This is a genomic window from Pontibacter chitinilyticus (assembly GCF_039748935.1).
GTDB lineage: Bacteria > Bacteroidota > Bacteroidia > Cytophagales > Hymenobacteraceae > Pontibacter > Pontibacter chitinilyticus.
In genome coordinates, this window is sequence record NZ_JBDIZJ010000023.1 from 1 (window position 1) to 14945 (window position 14945).

14 protein-coding genes and 1 pseudogene are annotated in these 14945 nt (G+C 50.2%); 7 read left to right on the forward strand and 8 right to left on the reverse strand.

The window, feature by feature from the left end; genetic code table 11:
• Positions 1 to 467: 467 nt before the first annotated feature.
• Positions 468 to 1689: pseudogene (locus ABDW72_RS20220) on the reverse strand (IS256 family transposase); the annotation flags it as partial.
• Between the two features lie 234 nt (positions 1690 to 1923).
• Between ABDW72_RS20220 and ABDW72_RS20225 the strand changes: the two are divergent.
• Positions 1924 to 3711, forward strand: coding sequence for a hypothetical protein (locus ABDW72_RS20225; protein ID WP_347160457.1), 1788 nt, complete (start codon positions 1924 to 1926; stop codon positions 3709 to 3711).
• A 1-nt stretch (position 3712) separates the two neighbouring features.
• Here the strand turns inward: ABDW72_RS20225 and ABDW72_RS20415 are convergent, their stop codons facing one another.
• Complete coding sequence (locus tag ABDW72_RS20415; RefSeq protein WP_430438172.1) at positions 3713 to 3940, reverse strand: hypothetical protein; 228 nt, start codon at positions 3938 to 3940, stop codon at positions 3713 to 3715.
• 44 nt (positions 3941 to 3984) lie between these two features.
• Between ABDW72_RS20415 and ABDW72_RS20230 the strand changes: the two genes are divergently transcribed.
• On the forward strand, positions 3985 to 4314 hold the full coding sequence (locus ABDW72_RS20230; RefSeq protein ID WP_347160458.1) for a hypothetical protein: 330 nt from the start codon (positions 3985 to 3987) through the stop codon (positions 4312 to 4314).
• Positions 4315 to 4332: 18 nt separating this feature from the next.
• Here the strand turns inward: ABDW72_RS20230 and ABDW72_RS20235 are convergent, their stop codons facing one another.
• The 6 genes from ABDW72_RS20235 to ABDW72_RS20260 all read right to left on the reverse strand — a co-directional run bounded on the left by ABDW72_RS20235 (position 4333) and on the right by ABDW72_RS20260 (position 10394).
• Positions 4333 to 5598: a Y-family DNA polymerase gene (locus ABDW72_RS20235; protein WP_347160459.1), complete on the reverse strand. Its 1266-nt coding sequence runs from the start codon at positions 5596 to 5598 to the stop codon at positions 4333 to 4335.
• Positions 5599 to 5602: 4 nt separating this feature from the next.
• Positions 5603 to 6067 (reverse strand): LexA family protein, encoded by a 465-nt coding sequence (locus tag ABDW72_RS20240; protein WP_347160460.1) that lies wholly within the window; start codon positions 6065 to 6067, stop codon positions 5603 to 5605.
• Between the two features lie 184 nt (positions 6068 to 6251).
• The gene (locus ABDW72_RS20245; protein WP_347160461.1) at positions 6252 to 7049 is read right to left on the reverse strand and encodes a hypothetical protein; all 798 of its coding nucleotides are present in this window, start codon (positions 7047 to 7049) and stop codon (positions 6252 to 6254) included.
• Between the two features lie 520 nt (positions 7050 to 7569).
• Positions 7570 to 8229 carry an SOS response-associated peptidase gene (locus ABDW72_RS20250; RefSeq protein WP_347160463.1) on the reverse strand — a complete coding sequence of 220 codons (660 nt, stop codon included), beginning with the start codon at positions 8227 to 8229 and terminating at the stop codon, positions 7570 to 7572.
• 45 nt (positions 8230 to 8274) lie between these two features.
• Complete coding sequence (locus ABDW72_RS20255; RefSeq protein ID WP_347160464.1) at positions 8275 to 9150, reverse strand: DNA/RNA non-specific endonuclease; 876 nt, start codon at positions 9148 to 9150, stop codon at positions 8275 to 8277.
• A gap of 320 nt (positions 9151 to 9470) precedes the next feature.
• On the reverse strand, positions 9471 to 10394 hold the full coding sequence (locus ABDW72_RS20260; protein ID WP_347160465.1) for a replication initiation protein: 924 nt from the start codon (positions 10392 to 10394) through the stop codon (positions 9471 to 9473).
• Between the two features lie 551 nt (positions 10395 to 10945).
• Here ABDW72_RS20260 and ABDW72_RS20265 point away from each other — a divergent pair.
• The 5 genes from ABDW72_RS20265 to ABDW72_RS20285 all read left to right on the forward strand — a co-directional run bounded on the left by ABDW72_RS20265 (position 10946) and on the right by ABDW72_RS20285 (position 14904).
• Entirely contained in the window at positions 10946 to 11551 is a 606-nt protein-coding gene (locus tag ABDW72_RS20265; RefSeq protein WP_347160466.1) for an AAA family ATPase, read from the forward strand.
• 87 nt (positions 11552 to 11638) lie between these two features.
• Positions 11639 to 11878, forward strand: a complete 240-nt coding sequence (locus tag ABDW72_RS20270) for a hypothetical protein (RefSeq protein WP_347160467.1) — start codon at positions 11639 to 11641, stop codon at positions 11876 to 11878.
• Positions 11879 to 12011: 133 nt separating this feature from the next.
• Positions 12012 to 12341, forward strand: coding sequence for a GIY-YIG nuclease family protein (locus ABDW72_RS20275; RefSeq protein ID WP_347160468.1), 330 nt, complete (start codon positions 12012 to 12014; stop codon positions 12339 to 12341).
• 260 nt (positions 12342 to 12601) lie between these two features.
• Positions 12602 to 13720, forward strand: coding sequence for a PDDEXK nuclease domain-containing protein (locus ABDW72_RS20280; RefSeq protein ID WP_347160469.1), 1119 nt, complete (start codon positions 12602 to 12604; stop codon positions 13718 to 13720).
• 257 nt (positions 13721 to 13977) lie between these two features.
• The gene (locus ABDW72_RS20285) at positions 13978 to 14904 is read left to right on the forward strand and encodes a tyrosine-type recombinase/integrase (protein ID WP_347160470.1); all 927 of its coding nucleotides are present in this window, start codon (positions 13978 to 13980) and stop codon (positions 14902 to 14904) included.
• The last annotated feature ends 41 nt before the right edge of the window (positions 14905 to 14945 follow it).

Below are 14945 nucleotides of genomic sequence, written 5' to 3' on the forward strand. Positions count from 1 at the left end.
GGTGCCCGTGTCGATGAAGGTGCAAACACTTCTTCCCATAATCTCTGCCTGCGCACGTCCTGGGAAAGGTCCCTTTTGCGGGACGGTGTACGGCGCAAAAGCAGCTGCCGTCACGTTGCAAACCGTTGCTTTTGGTTGCCATACGGTAGTGCTTTAGGTGGCAACGCGGGGACTGTTCGGGGGGAGAGTGGGGGCTTTTCGATGGCTTCTGGATGGCGAAGCGATGGCTGAGGGGGATTTCCGCTAACGACCAACGTGCGCAACGCAGGTGTATCAGCGCTGAAAAGCGTGTGTATGGCTGCTTTTCGGCCGCATGAGCCGCTTTGCAGGCTGTTTTCACTTCAGGGGAGCGATGTTGCTTGCTGTTGCTTACTTTCGTTGCCTGTTGTCTTGGCCGGAGCCCTAGCCGTACCGCTACACCGGAGGCTGCCTTTAGGTTCAGCAAATAAGAAATGGCAAAGCGCCGGTTGCAAATGGTTTGCCATCCGAAAGCCAAACCAGATAGCGAGCTGCTGGGCCGTCTGGCTCCAGTTGCTTAGCGGCATGACCCATTTTTTGCTGATATTCTGGTGGGATAGATAAATCAGCTTCAGCAGGGCCATGTCTGAGGGGAAAGCCCCCTTTGTCTTGGTAACTTTCCTGACCTGGCGGTGAAAGCCCTCTATGGCATTGGTAGTGTAGATGAGCTTCCGTATCTGCTCGGTGTACTTAAAGTACGTGCTCAGCTTCTCCCAGTTCCGCTGCCAGCTCTCCAGCACCTTGGGGTACTTGCTGCCCCACTTCTCCTCCAACTCTAGTAGCCGTAGCTCGGCCAGCTCAAGGCTCTCTGCCCGGTATACCGGCTTGAGGTCCTTGAGGAACTCCTTCTGGTCTTTGGAGGCCACGTACTTGAGGCTGCCAGCGGATCTGGTGCACGATGCAGCTCTGCACCTCGGTCTGCGGGAAGACGCTGTTTATCGCCTCGGCAAAGCCCCTGAGGTTGTCGATGCAGGCGATGAGCACGTCCCGCACGCCCCGCTGCTGCAGGTCCGTCAGCACCGAGAGCCAGAAGGTGGCCCCCTCACTCTCCGAGAGGTACACGCCCAGCAGTTCCTTGTGGCCGTGGCGGTCGATGCCCAGGATGTTGTAGACGGCCCTGGAGACAACGCGCCCCTCTTGCCGTACCTTGTAGTGCATGGCGTCGAGCCAGACGACGCAGTAGAGCGCCTCCAGCGGCCTTGCCTGCCACTCCCTTACCTGGGGAACGATCTTCTCTGTGAGGGCCGCCAGGGTATCATGGGAAATGTCCATGTCGTACATTTGCTTGAGATGAGCCGAGATATCGCGCAGGCTCATCCCCAGCCCGTACATGCTCAGGATGCGGGGCTCCAGGTTCTCGGCCAGCACCGTCTCCCGCTTCCGGATGATCTGCGGATCGAAGCTTGCCGAGCGGTCGCGGGAGCTCTCTACTTCAATCACCCCATCCGAAGTACGCACCTGCTTGCTTACTTTGCCATTGCGCCGGTTGCCCTGCTGGCGCTGTTCGGCGTCCAGATGAAGATCCATCTCCGCCTCCAGGGCGGCCTCGAGAAAGTGTTTTAGAAGAGGGGCCAGTGCTCCGTCCTTGCCGAAGGTGGGTTTGCCGCTCCTGAACTCCTCCAGGAACTGGCGCTTGATCTTTTCCAGATCCAGGCTGTCTTGATTTTCCATTTTATCTGCGTTAAAGGTGTTACTCAAAACCCTTTGACACAGTTTGTTTTACAGCCTCCAGAAGTCCTAATGCTAAATTTTTATCCTCGCTATTATATACTACATCTTTTAGAGTATTGACCCTTATTCTTTATCTCCCTACCCTCTAAATCTATAGTATAGTACAATTCAATTTCCTCATATTTATATTTAAAACGTAAAAGGAGAAGGGCTGACCTATTTGCTTTTACCACTATGAGCCGCATTTCTAAAACTTTGCACAATCTAATTCTTGGCGTATTAATCCTCGTTAGTATACCGGCTTGTGATTTTTTAGAAGAGGTAAAAAACCCGCCGCCTCAACCCGAAGAATCTAAAGGAGCTATCTTCATCAATTCAAATGACCCTCGGTTCGCTGAGATCATAACTGACGATGGGCAAAAGATTACTTTCTTCGGAAAAAGGAACCTCAATGGGTCTCCAAAAAGCTTAACAGGTTATAGAATAGAGGCTTTGAATGAACCTAGTCAGGGAAAAGCTGATGTTGTAACTTTTGACAGTAAAGGCAGATATTCTAACATCATTCTGAAAACAGGAGAAGCCTTACACTTGGATTATCTGCCGAATGATTCCATAACTCTTACCCTTTCTAGCCCTGAAGGTTTTAGTGATATAATAATGGTGAAAGGTGCCAAGAAAAAAGCTAAAGAGGATCCAGATCTAGGGGATGGTAAAAGAACAAGTGGAGTTACAGGTGCTGATGGTTACATCAATATCAAAGTAACTGCAAAAAATAAGGTTACTCAATCAGAAAAGAATGTTGAAGGGGAAGAGAGCTTAGTAATGGTACGCATATTTACTAATCGACAAGATTATGAATTTCCGGCACCTTATGACATAGACAAAGGAGTTTATTCTGTAAACTATGAATGGCTTGGTATAGTCGGTGAACCTAAGGATCCTAGTACGACTTTTGAAGATGAGCAAATAGTGATACAAACGATAACCAATGCTCTTAGGGATGCATGCAACTTAGTAGAAACACCAGGGAAAGAAATTTCAATTTTAGATTTAATTGTATCATCAGTGTGTCCTCTTGCACCTATCAACCCAGTAGCAGCCGCAATTTGTACAGCTGGTAGTGGTGTAATTATCACATGCGCTGTGTCTGATGTAGGGACAGCCATTGATCTAGTAGAGAAAGGATTAAGGAACGTTGTAGATAAAGTCAATTCACTGAACGACCTAAGTCTCCCTACTGATGCGGCTGTATCTATTTATTCTCAACATAAAGAATACGGCAGAGCAGCTGCCCATCAGTTCGCTATAAGTGAGATAATAAATAAAACGAGTAGTCCCGATGCATCAATTGTCCATGAGTATACTCCAAAACTAAATCTTTATGCTATATCAGGAGATGGTCAGGCTGGGAAAATAAAAAGTGAATTAAGTCAACCTGTTATTATTCAAGTATTAGCAAATGGAGAAGCTACTAGCGGAGCAAATATCGAATGGATTGCTTCCTCAGGTGGTACAGTGCATCCCACAACCTCTTCAACTGCCTCTGATGGAACAGAAACAGCTATTTGGACTTTAGGCTCAACAATAGGAGAGCAGACTTTAACAGCTAAGGCAACATTTGGTCAGGATGAGAATAAAATCAGTAGTAATTCTGTCCAATTCAAGGCATATATTCCTCCATGCTTACCAGCCGCCCAAATGCATTTGCTTACAAATGACAGTACCAAAACGTGGTGGTTAATATCGGAAGAATTCACAGGTAGTAGTACTCCTTATGTAACTGCACGCGGACAAACAATCAATGTTACTTTCAACATAAATGGACTAGTCACAAGAGATTTTTATTATCCCCATGCTGAAGACTCAACCCTAGTGCCAACGGGCTATGCAAAGACTGAACCTTACTGCGAAGAAGGCCCTGATCCTCTTTATGAGGCTAATGGTATCGTATCACTGACAAAAAATAAACTAGTAATTTTGGTTGCTGCTGGGCATCTAAAACATACGCTAGTATCGCCATAATTTACAGACCTGCAGGTAGAACTCTACACTGGCTTAGATTGCATATTTTACCGAAGAATCGCCACCCTGCCTTTCCAGGACACGCCGCCGGTATCTCGGAGCAAATAGTAATACGTGCCACCCGCCAGCCCCTCCCCTTTCCAGTCGTTCTGATAACTTCCCTTTGGTAGACCAGCTGGCCCGTGGGGTTGTACACCTGCAGGTCCAAGGGCAGGCAGGAGACCTCCACGACGAAGGCGTCGTTCAGTCCGTCGCCGTTAGGGGTGATGATATTTGGTAGCTGCCGGCTGCTCCTCTGCGCCTCCCTCGGATGAGCTGACGCAGCAACTGATACAGGAACGGATCATGGCCTATTATGATAGTCTCCAGGTGGAAGGCTATGAGCCCCTCTCCTACTCTTCGATCGACACTGTAAGCCTGACACGTAACGATGATGGCAGCACCTTCTCTGTCACGGGCGAAGTAAAGCATACTTACCTCTCCGGAAGCGGTAGAGAAAAGCACAGCCGCGTCTTTGAAGTGCAGATCTACCAAGATGACGTGGTAGTCATCCCGCTGGAGAATCAGCCACAGGAAAGGCAACGCCCGACTATAAGCATATAGCCAATAGCTAAAAGTTGCTTAGCGTACGTACACGGTCTGGATGTCGCTGAGTCGGGTGGTGTAACAGGGCGAGCGCATGTCTGAGCGCAGCAGCCAGCCTTTGTCTGTGCCCTGCTCGGCCACCTTCACCCGCTCCCGCCCGAAGCGGTCTGTGAGCTGGTCCATCACTGCCATGAGCTTGCGGTGCTTGGTCCGGTCCACTTCATCGAGCAAGTCCAGCTGCACCTGGTTCTCCGGCACGATGTCGGTGACGAACACGCCCGACTTTTTATACCAGTAGCCTTCCCGGTAAATGGCTTTCAAGGCGATGCTGGCATAATGGATCAGCTCGATGTCCGAATTGGTGGCCACCGGCATGTAGATGCTCTTGCTGGCATGGTACTGTTGGTCTTTTTCCGAGAACCAGTTGGTGTTGACAAAGACCGTGAGCAGCCGGGCGCAGCTCTTTTGTGCCCGTAGCTTTTTAGCGCACTTGGCTGCGTAAGTGGCCGTGGCATGCTGGATGTCCTCCAGGTCTGTGAGCTTCTTGCCAAAGCTGCGGGAGGTGCAGATGCCTTGCTTGGGTGGGGCTACTTCCTCCAGTTCCAGGCAGGGCTCTCCCCGGAGTTCTTTCAGGAGCCGCACCCCTACCACCGTCATGTGCTTGCGCACCCAGGTCTCCGAGGCTTTCGAGAAGTCAAGGGCGGTGTGGATGCCGTGCTTGCGGAGCAGCTTGGCATACTGCCCGCCAATGCCCCACACGTCCTCTACGGCCGTGGCTTTCAGCGCTGCCTCGATATGGCGCGGCTCGGAGAGCACCAGCACCCCGTTTGCTTTCTGTGACTTCTTGGCCAGCTTGTTGGCTACTTTAGCCAGCGCTTTGGTGGGAGCAATACCCAGGCTCACCGGAATACCCGTCCACCGCTGCACGGTGGTCTTGATCTCACGACCATAAGCAGTTAAGTCTTTGCTAAAAAAAGAGGAGAAATCCAGAAAGCACTCGTCGATGGAATAAATCTCTACGCTGGGCGTATACTGCGCAAGCGTCTGCATCACGCGGTCGGACATATCCCCGTAGAGCACATAATTCGAAGAGAAAGCTTTTACATGCCCGTTTTCTACCAGGTGGCGGATGTTGAAGTAGGGCTCGCCCATGCCGATGTTGAGCTGCTTGGCCTCGTTACTCCGGGCAATTACGCAACCGTCGTTGTTAGAGAGCACCACTACCGGTTTGCCGTTCAGGGCCGGGTCGAACACGCGCTCGCAGGAGGCAAAGAAGTTGTTGCAGTCACAGAGCCCCATCATCCCCTTAGCGCTTGACAGGTTTGTGCAGGATCCAGGCGATCACGCCCCATACCCGCATGTCCATCTCTTCGGTGATCTCAATAGGCTTCAGGGCAGGATTGGCTGGTACCAGGTAGGCCCTGTGCCCTGCATTCTTGAAGGTCTTCACCGTAAAGGCTCCATCCAGAAAGCAGATCACCGGCAGCCCGTCTGCTGGCGCCAGGGCCTTGTCGATCACCAGCACATCGCCCTCGTGGATGTTGGCATCCTGCATCGAATTGCCTTTCACTCGCATGAAGTACGTGGAAGAAGGGTTCTGTACCAGGAACCTGCTCAAGTCAATCTTGTCTTCCAGGTAATCGTCTGCCGGCGAGGGAAAGCCTGCCGAGACATAGGAAGCTACCAGGGGCAGCTCCACGCACTCCTGCAGGGTGATGTAGAGGAACTCCAGCTCCCCGGCATCTATCGGGATCACTTTTGTTGGGGCCATAAGAAGCTTATTTCATCTGTGATTTACTAAATTTGTTAGCAAATACGAACGAAACAACAACAAAAGCTAAATATATGAGAAATTTATTTTCTCTGCTCAGACGGATGATAGAAGCTGCCAGATCCTCATAAGTACAAAAATCGCTGGAAAATTGGCACTTATGAAGGTCTGGTTAGTTTGGTGGCTAGAACTTCTTTCTGATCAGGTGGTACTGCTTCAGTTCCCGTTTAAGCGTCCGCTCCTGGTTGTGCCAGTAGTCGAGCAGGGACTGATACGAATACCCCTCCATGTAGTAGGTCTGGAGATAGTCCACCTTCATGATGGAGACGCTTGTACCCTGGAAATTCTTTGCCTGCAGATTTTCTAAGAAAGGGCCGGGATCAAATGAGGTCTGCTCGGCCGGCAGGTACACGCTCCAGAACACGGGATTCATCCCGCGCCTGCCTATAAGAGCCAGTTGGCTGGCGACAGGCTTCTCTCCGGAGTAGGAGACTTTAAAGCCGCTGCTGTCTGCCTGCATGACGGCAAAGCCCGGGCTGCCGGCCAAACCCAGCTCTTCGGGTACCGTCGGCCCCAGGTGAAAATACTCGTATTGGATGCCGTCGGCGTCGGCGTACCTCACGCTCAGGTCGTACTCCTTGATGCGCGTGGGCGGGAACAGCAGGTCATATTTGTGAGAAACAGCGCCAGAATGGTAGAGGTAGATTTTTTGAGAATAGTCTCCCTCCACGGACGTGCCGAACAAGGTGTAATTGAAGCCGGAGGTTCCTGCCGGCTTGGCGTAGGTGCGCTGCTCGGTCGGGGTGGCGGCAGAGAAGTCCACGGTCGTGTCAGACGAGGTCACGTCGGTGAAAATATACTTCCCGGAGTGGAAGGAAAGCAGGTAGAGCAGGTCTTTGGGGAGCTCCCGTTTGTAGAAGAGGACCATCTGGTCCTCGCTTCCGTTCCCTTCCCAGTTGGAAGGGTGCAGTCCAGAAAACATAACTCCGCTCAGGCCGTTGGCATGCGCATAGGTGATCTTGGCCGGCTTTGTCTCCCCGATATCCCAACCCCTAGAGGGGACCCCGAAGCCGCGCCAGTCGGTGGGATTCGCCTGCAGGTATGTCTTCACCATGTAGTAGGAGGAGGAACCAGGCGCTTGGTCATAGACGGTGGTCACGTCAAAGCGGGTCTCTTCGGAGGTCACCTTCAGCTGATGGTTGGTCTCGACGGCCAGCAGGGTATCGAGCACGACCTCCCCCTCTTTCTCGGAGAGGATCAGCTCGAAAGTGTCGGCTCCCCGCGCCGCCCCGGGGTCATAGCGGTAGTGAAAGCGAAACACTGTGGGAGCAGGATCCGGAACAGGGACCGGGTCTGCTGTCTCCTCACTTTGGCAGCTAAACAGGGAAAAGGACAGCAGGAGGCAGAGGGGCAGCGTTGCTTTCATGGCAGAGGCGGTTGGTTGAGTGGGGGTATACTGATATCTATATATTTTGGTTTCAGTATACCCCTACTCAAGCCAGCTACAGCGAGTTGAGCACCTCCGGCACGTCATTGAAAGGTGAGTTTACCAAAGGAGAAACGGGGTAGGCTTTCATCAGGTCAGCCTCAAAAGGATGGAGCAATGAGAGCAGCTCTTCCTGGCTTTCGTGGGCATCGAGCCAGAGTTCTTCCGCCTCTTGTGACAGGATCACCGGCATCCGGTTATGGATCGGTTTTACCACCTGGTTCGCCTCCGTGGTGATGATGGTGTAGGTATGCAGGATCTCCCCGGTGCCTTTGTCTAGCCACTCGTCCCAGAGGCCGGCGAAGGAAAACAACTCCTCACTTTTGAGCAGGATCCGGTAGGGCACCTTCCCCTCTTCCGCCTTCTGCCATTCGAAAAACCCATCGGCAGGCACTAGGCACCGCTTTGACTGGAGGAGACTTTTAAAGGAGGTCTTTTCTGTTAATGTTTCTGCCCTGGCATTGATGGAGCGTTTGACGGCATCGGCATCCCTGGCCCAGTTAGGCTGCAAACCCCATTTGAAAAACTGCACCTGGTCAGGCTGCTCATTGGTGATGACAGGCAGCGACTGGGAAGGGGCGGCATTGAAGCGGCCCTCTTTCAGGCTTTTCTCCAGGAGCCTGGCTGTTTTGGAATCGCCTTTTGTTTTAGGGGCAACGGAGTATCGTCCACACATAACTCGAAAGCTTTAGGTTTACGCTATTGGCTCTTTACGCATAAACTAAAGTATAGGATGGGTAAGCGCCTGGTGGGTAGGCCCGTTATCCTGATGGCTCTCCAGCGCCTGCTGCACCTTTGCCGGCACTGCTGATAACAGATCATAGCCTGTGGCCTGCTCGATGGCATCTACCGTCGTCCTATACATTCCCCAGTCCGGCTTAACTGTGTTGCTGTTAGGCGTATCGACGGCGATCACACGCGTTGCAGTGGTAATCCGCTGCAGGTCGTTCTCTCCCTCTGGCAATACCACCAGTACTTTCCAGATGCGCTTCGGTACCGTTATCTTCCCGTTGTCGATGGTAGTAGCATAGCCCTTGTCTCCGGTACCACCTACCCCGTAGGAGCCCATGAGCACGTATACCTCCATCCCCTGCTGCACCAGCTCGCGGGTATAGTCCTCCAGGTTAGCCCACGTCTCCTGGTTGTTGTTGGGTGCCTGCGGAATGATGTTGGTCATCAGGAAAGTGGCCGCATTATCTTCTTCTGTGTTAGTTCGGTCGGCCGAGGGGGTGTTGTGGCCCCGGTCGAACCCGCTGCCGGTATAGCTGGAGGTAGTCACGTGGTACCAGCCTTCCGGTAGGGCCGGGTCTGCCCTGAAATTGTTCTGCCGCGGTGCTGTGCCCAGCCAGTCACGGCTCACATGCCAGCTTACCCAATTCGGTGTGGCCCGCTCCCTGCTGTAGGAAAGCACATACTGCGGCTTTTGAATCAGGTAATTATTTTCATTACTTACAGCAGTGGTGGCGCCGCTGGGATTGCCCAGCAGCAGCTGTTCCTGCTCCGGCGTGAGCGATACGGCTGTCTGTGGCGCCACCTCCGGGTCCTTACAGCTGGTAAAGGCAAGAAGGATGAAAAGGAAATAGGTAAGTTTTGACATAACAATGTATACGCGCCTGCAGAGTATTTTACCTTACGATGATAGGCTAGCTCCTGCCTATGCATAACATAGCTTATGATAAGCAAGAATACAGTTACGAACAAGGAGTCAAGGTGCTGACTTATGAAATCTGTTTTTTATTATCGTAGCTGCAGTGCAAAATTACATTTACATTATTATGTATTTACAATAATACATAATAATGTAAATGTAATTTTATGTAGTTATAGCTTTATTGACATGGAGTTCATCACATATATAGATGAGCACTTAAGTGTGGCTTAGATGGTTTGCCTAAAAAACAGATTTTATAAGTCAATTTAGATGCCAAGAGTGGTTCGGAAATATCCAGCAGGGTTGTTGATGTCTTTCCTTCTAATAGCAATGTCGTAAAGGCACTTGTTTGCTTTCTTCCTCAGCTCGGTACTGCTTAAGACTGTATTAACAAGATTATTATCTAGTATACCAATATCACGTATTCGGTTTTTTAAAACCTCAGACTCCCTGTCTCCTTCTGATAACTCAAACGGAATTACTGTCTGGAACTGAGCTACGTGCTTGATAGTAAAGTTCAGCTTATGAATACTTTTCCCTTTTTTTGCAGTAGTGTAGCTTATGCGGAGATCAGAATTCTCGTTGATTTGTTTAATAGATGGTTCTAGTACATAATCCTTAAACTGTCCCCATTGCTTATACTGTTCAGGATTCTTTCCTGAGGGATCCTTCAGATTAAGGCGAAACTTAAGTTGCTCTAATTCATAAGATAAGTATCCAATGTCTTTCCACCTAGAAAACTGAACATAAAGCCACTTCGCATACTTAGAGGTCATTGATAGTACACAGAAGAGCTGAAAGCTGGTGAAATTATTCTTTAAATCAACTAGGTAAGGCTTTAGCTCCTCTGCAATAGAGAGTTGAATACGGCCTTGCCCTTTAAGATACTTAGCACTAGACATCATAGATACTTGAAGAAGCCCATCCTCCTCCTCTATCTCAAACACCTTTCCTATCAATCCATAGGTAGCATCTCTTAGTTGTTGGTAATTCCATTGACGACCTGTTAGATCTTCAATTTCCTTAACACTTATATAATATTTTGTTTCGTTGCTATCACCTGGCTTGAGACGTGACAGCATCATAAAGTAAATATCTAGCTGTACAGCAGACAGATCATGCCTGGCGTTGGTAATCACATTATGATGCCTTACCTGTAGTTGAGGTGTTTTGACTTCGTGCACTTCCATGAGAGCAAGTTAATAAAAACAGACACAAAAAACAGTATGTTTCATTCTATCTGTTTTATAGCTTATTATATCTGTTAGATGAACTTATGAAATCTGTTAGTTAGGCTTATGAAATCTGTTTCTATACTTATGAAATCTGTTTTATAGCTTATTATATCTGTTTTTATATTGTCGTTAATTATTGATTACCAGATATTTACAGCATGTACAAATATTAACAAATAATACAAATATTCACAACTTGTGATAATGTCTAAGAAATGAGAGGTTTCTAAACAGGTAAACCTTGTAAAGCGGGGAAAAACAAATCAAAAAAAAGATAAAAAGGAGGTTGGGCGCGCGCAAAAAACAGGTTTTATAAGTCCGAGCATACTTTATGCTAATTATGTTAGTATTGAGAACTAATTTGTTGTAACTGCTCAACAAAACTAAAATCCTTAAGCTGGGATTTATAATTAATCTAAAGTTGATAGGTTAATATGTGTATATGTATTTACATAATGATGTACTATTAGATTTGTTAATTTCTATTTTTATGTATTATTTTATACATGGCAAAAATAATCACCGTTGCGCACCAAAAAGGAGGTGTTGGTAAAAGCACTTTAGCATTAAACTTGGCTACTTGTTTCCAGGAGCAGCTTAGTGTAGCTCTAGTCGATATAGATTTACAAGGTAGTATATCAGATATCAAAGAGGACTTTCCAAAGCTGCATATCATCACCGAAGATAGATTCGATCAAATACAACAGTTAGGGCATGATCTGGTAATAATTGATACACCTCCTTATCTATCAAGCCGTCTCCCCGAACTATTCTTAATATCAGACTATGTTCTGGTACCAACAAAAGCAGGATTCTTTGATGTGATGGCTATTCGTTCCACACTACATTTGATTGAGGAGGCTAAGAAAAAGCGTACAGAATTACAGGCAGGCATAGTATTTAACATGATCAAGCACAGATCAGGAATAACAGGTGAAGTGCAAGAGTTACTGTCTCATTTTGATACTCCAGTACTCAAGACTATGGTACATGATAGAGTGAGCTTTGCTAGGTCTCCTTTAACAGGTGGAGTCTTAGCTAGTGAAGATGCTAAAGCAATAGACGAAATTACATCACTTGCGGAAGAGATTGTTGACTCTATAAGTGCATAAATAAATGTTTATGTATATTTGTAATTATGTAATTGCAGCTGTGCATATTTATAGTTTTATATAAGTGTAAATCTAGAGTAACTTAAAATGGCAATCGATAAGAATAAATTGGCAGGGATGGCAAATAAGCTTAAGTCTGATAAACCTAAGACGCCTATACAAGAAGTAAGTCCTGTTAAGCCAAAAGATATAAACAAGGAAGATACTGCACAGCTTAATGTATGGATTCCCAAGGGGCTAATAAAAAAAATGAAGATACATGGGTTGGAGGAGGAGTTATCGTTAAAGGACATTACGATCAAAGCTTTGGAAGCTTATCTTAAATAGCTAATAACATTGATTAATAGCCTAGCTCGTGATCTGAGCGTTAGGCTTACAGATGTGCCTTGTTGAACTTTCAAAAATGCTTCTCTCCCTTTAGTAACGCCTTAGGTTGGTTGACGTTAATCAGTAGAAATCAATGGTACAGCTTCAAGGGTACAAAAAATACAGCAGGAGAGAGGTTCTAAAGGAATACAGAAAACTGCGGCATATCAGGGACAACCAATCTTACTTCCTGTACCTTATCTTTGACGACGACACCTGTGTTTATGTGGGCGAGACCAGCAACATCTTCTGGCGCATCATCAAGCACAAGGACAAGTGCTCGGCTGCGTCAGTGATTTATCTCCAGGAACACCCCGACAAGGAGGAGGCGCTAAAGCTGGAGAAGCACTATATCCGCATGCTCAAACCAAAGTTCAACAGCCGATACTGCCAACCGGACCAGCTGGAGCTATTCAAAAATTAAGTAAAGCAATAGGGGAGGGCTGATACAGACCTGTTGTCTCCATTCCTACCCAACGTCACGCCCATCTCTGGGCAAACCGGTTCCAAACGCGGATCAAACCAAATCCAAACCGAGACTGCCAACCTTAGAAGTATCATTATGATAAATAGGTCATGAACTGCTGATCTCGAAGGAATGCCTGTCCTTGCAACACAGTGCAATCAAAGTGGATTTATTAGGCCTGCTCTTGCGGCTGTGGGTGCAATGGCGTAATATTAGGCATGGCAGACATTGACCTACATCGGACAGAGGATTATCAGTCCTGGCTGGCGGGGCTGAAGGACAGGATACGGATTTCACAGCTGAAGGCGGCGGTTAGGGTAAACACTGAGCTGATGCAGGTGTACTGGCAGCTGGGGAGGGGTATCGTAGAGAAGCAGAAGGAGGCTGGCTGGGGCGACGCGTTAATCGAGCAGCTGTCGAGGGGCCTGAGCGTGGCATTTCCCGAGATGAGGGGCTTCTCCAGAACCAACCTCTTCTATGTCAGGAAGTGGTACCTGTTCTACAGCAGGGAGCGGGAGTCAGTCCCACAGCTTGTGGGACAGCTGTCCGAAGCGGCCCATCTGGATGCAGGACAGGAATTAGTCCCACAGCTTGTGGGACTAATTCCGTGGGGGCACAACCGCGAGATAGTGACCAAATGTTCAGACGTCCGGGAGGCGCTCTTCTACGTGAGCGAAACGATACGCCACGGCTGGTCGCGCGCCGTGCTGCTGCACCAGCTGGAGAGCGGCCTGTACAGGAGGCAGGGGAGAGCCCTGAACAACTTCGCCCAGACGCTTCCTAGGCCTCAGGCGGATTTGGCCATAGAAACGCTCAAGAACCCCTATAACTTCGATTTCCTCAGCCTTGGGCCCGAGGCGCGGGAGAAGGACCTGGAGGACGCGCTGGCCGATCAGATCACGAAGTTCCTGCTGGAGCTGGGCCAGGGCTTCGCCTACATGGGGAGGCAGTACCGGCTCAACGTCGGTGGGGATGACTTTTACCTAGACGTTTTGCTCTACCACACCAGGCTGCGCTGCCATGTGGTGGTCGAGCTGAAGGTGACCGAGTTCCAGCCGGAGTACGCGGGGAAGCTAAGCTTCTACCTTAACGCGGTGGACGCGCAGTTACGGCACCCGGATGACAACCCGAGCATCGGCATCCTGCTCTGCAAAACGCCGAACAAGGTCGTGGTAGAGTACTCCCTGAGGAATGCGGCGGCCCCGCTGGGGGTGGCTGAGTACCGGCTGATCCATGCCGTCCCGGAGGAGCTGAAAGGGGAGCTGCCCACCATTGAAGAGCTGGAGGAAGAACTGGAAAAGAGGATTCAGAACAGCGGTGGCAGAGAAAAGAAGTAGACTTCCTACATTCCACAGTACAATAGGTATTGGGAGAAGGTAAAGCCAACTTTATTTATCATAAGAGTAGTTATTGGCAATACTGGCGCTGCTCTGCTGCTGACAACACCCTTCCGTGTCTTTCCTAAGGGGGAGCGGCTTTCGGCCAGGCTAAGGGGGTAGCTTAGCACTCAAACTTATTGCTATCTTGTGGCATAACTGGGGCTACCCTTCACTTCCATTCTTTTCATCATGGTAAAACCACTGACCGGCGGCCGATGAAGCAGCTGGAGCTCCGCCACCCGCAGTTCCTGGAGCTGCAGGCACACTTCGCCGACTGGCTCCTGGTGCTGGGCTACTCGGAGAGCAGCATCAAGTACCTCCCGCTGCACTTGCGGGAGTTCCTGCACTTTCTGGAGCGGCAAGGGGTGCACTCGGTCCGGCAGGTCAAGCGGGACCAGGTGAAGGCCTACTTTGCTTACCTGGCCGAGAGGGGCCGCATGCGCGACGGGGGCAGGCTTTCGATGGCTTACGTGGCCAAGCACTGGCAGGCGGTGCGGCTGCTGGACCGCTACCTGCGGGAGATGGGGGAGTGGGGGCTGCCGCTGCCTCCGGGCTCTGTGCAGCCTGAACGCAGGATACAGCCCGTCCTGACGCAGGCCGAAGTGCAGCTGCTCTTTGAGGCGGGCGCCGATGACCTGCTGGGGATCCGCGACCGGGCCGCCCTTGCCCTCTTCTATGGCTGCGGGCTTCGCCGCTCCGAGGGCCTGGCCCTGGACGTAGGGGACGTGCTGCTGGAGAAGGGGCTGGTGTATGTGCGCAAGGGCAAGAACTACAAAGAGCGCTACGTGCCCATGAGCGCGGGCGTGGTGCGGCATGTGCGGCGCTACCTGGAGGAGGCCAGGCCGGAGATTCTGGACACTTGCCCCTACCGGGGCAGGCGCGACAAGAGGGCCTTGCTGCTGAGCGTCCGCGGCACAAGGGCCAGTGACCGCACCATCACCCTGCAGTTCCGGGCGCTGCAGGCGCAGGCGGCCAACCCGGGGCTTTCGGGCAAGCGCGTCAACCTGCACAGCTTCCGGCACGCCATCGCCACCCACCTGCTGGAGCGGGGGATGGGGCTCACGCGCATCGCCCGCTTCCTGGGCCACTCCAAGCTCGAGTCCACCCAGATCTACACGCACCTTTTGGATGGAGCGGTTTAAGGAGCATCTGCAGCAGGAGAAGGGGCTGAGCCCGGTGAGCG

Excerpts from the sequence above, each read along its gene's own strand:
- ABDW72_RS20225 (WP_347160457.1), top strand. The coding sequence starts at position 1,924 with ATGAGCCGCATTTCTAAAACTTTGCACAATCTAATTCTTGGCGTATTA.
- ABDW72_RS20235 (WP_347160459.1), bottom strand. The coding sequence starts at position 5,598 with ATGATGGGGCTCTGTGACTGCAACAACTTCTTTGCCTCCTGCGAGCGC.
- ABDW72_RS20240 (WP_347160460.1), bottom strand. The coding sequence starts at position 6,067 with ATGGCCCCAACAAAAGTGATCCCGATAGATGCCGGGGAGCTGGAGTTC.
- ABDW72_RS20245 (WP_347160461.1), bottom strand. The coding sequence starts at position 7,049 with ATGTTTTCTGGACTGCACCCTTCCAACTGGGAAGGGAACGGAAGCGAG.
- ABDW72_RS20250 (WP_347160463.1), bottom strand. The coding sequence starts at position 8,229 with ATGTGTGGACGATACTCCGTTGCCCCTAAAACAAAAGGCGATTCCAAA.
- ABDW72_RS20255 (WP_347160464.1), bottom strand. The coding sequence starts at position 9,150 with ATGTCAAAACTTACCTATTTCCTTTTCATCCTTCTTGCCTTTACCAGC.
- ABDW72_RS20260 (WP_347160465.1), bottom strand. The coding sequence starts at position 10,394 with ATGGAAGTGCACGAAGTCAAAACACCTCAACTACAGGTAAGGCATCAT.
- ABDW72_RS20265 (WP_347160466.1), top strand. The coding sequence starts at position 10,946 with ATGGCAAAAATAATCACCGTTGCGCACCAAAAAGGAGGTGTTGGTAAA.
- ABDW72_RS20270 (WP_347160467.1), top strand. The coding sequence starts at position 11,639 with ATGGCAATCGATAAGAATAAATTGGCAGGGATGGCAAATAAGCTTAAG.
- ABDW72_RS20275 (WP_347160468.1), top strand. The coding sequence starts at position 12,012 with ATGGTACAGCTTCAAGGGTACAAAAAATACAGCAGGAGAGAGGTTCTA.
- ABDW72_RS20280 (WP_347160469.1), top strand. The coding sequence starts at position 12,602 with ATGGCAGACATTGACCTACATCGGACAGAGGATTATCAGTCCTGGCTG.
- ABDW72_RS20285 (WP_347160470.1), top strand. The coding sequence starts at position 13,978 with ATGAAGCAGCTGGAGCTCCGCCACCCGCAGTTCCTGGAGCTGCAGGCA.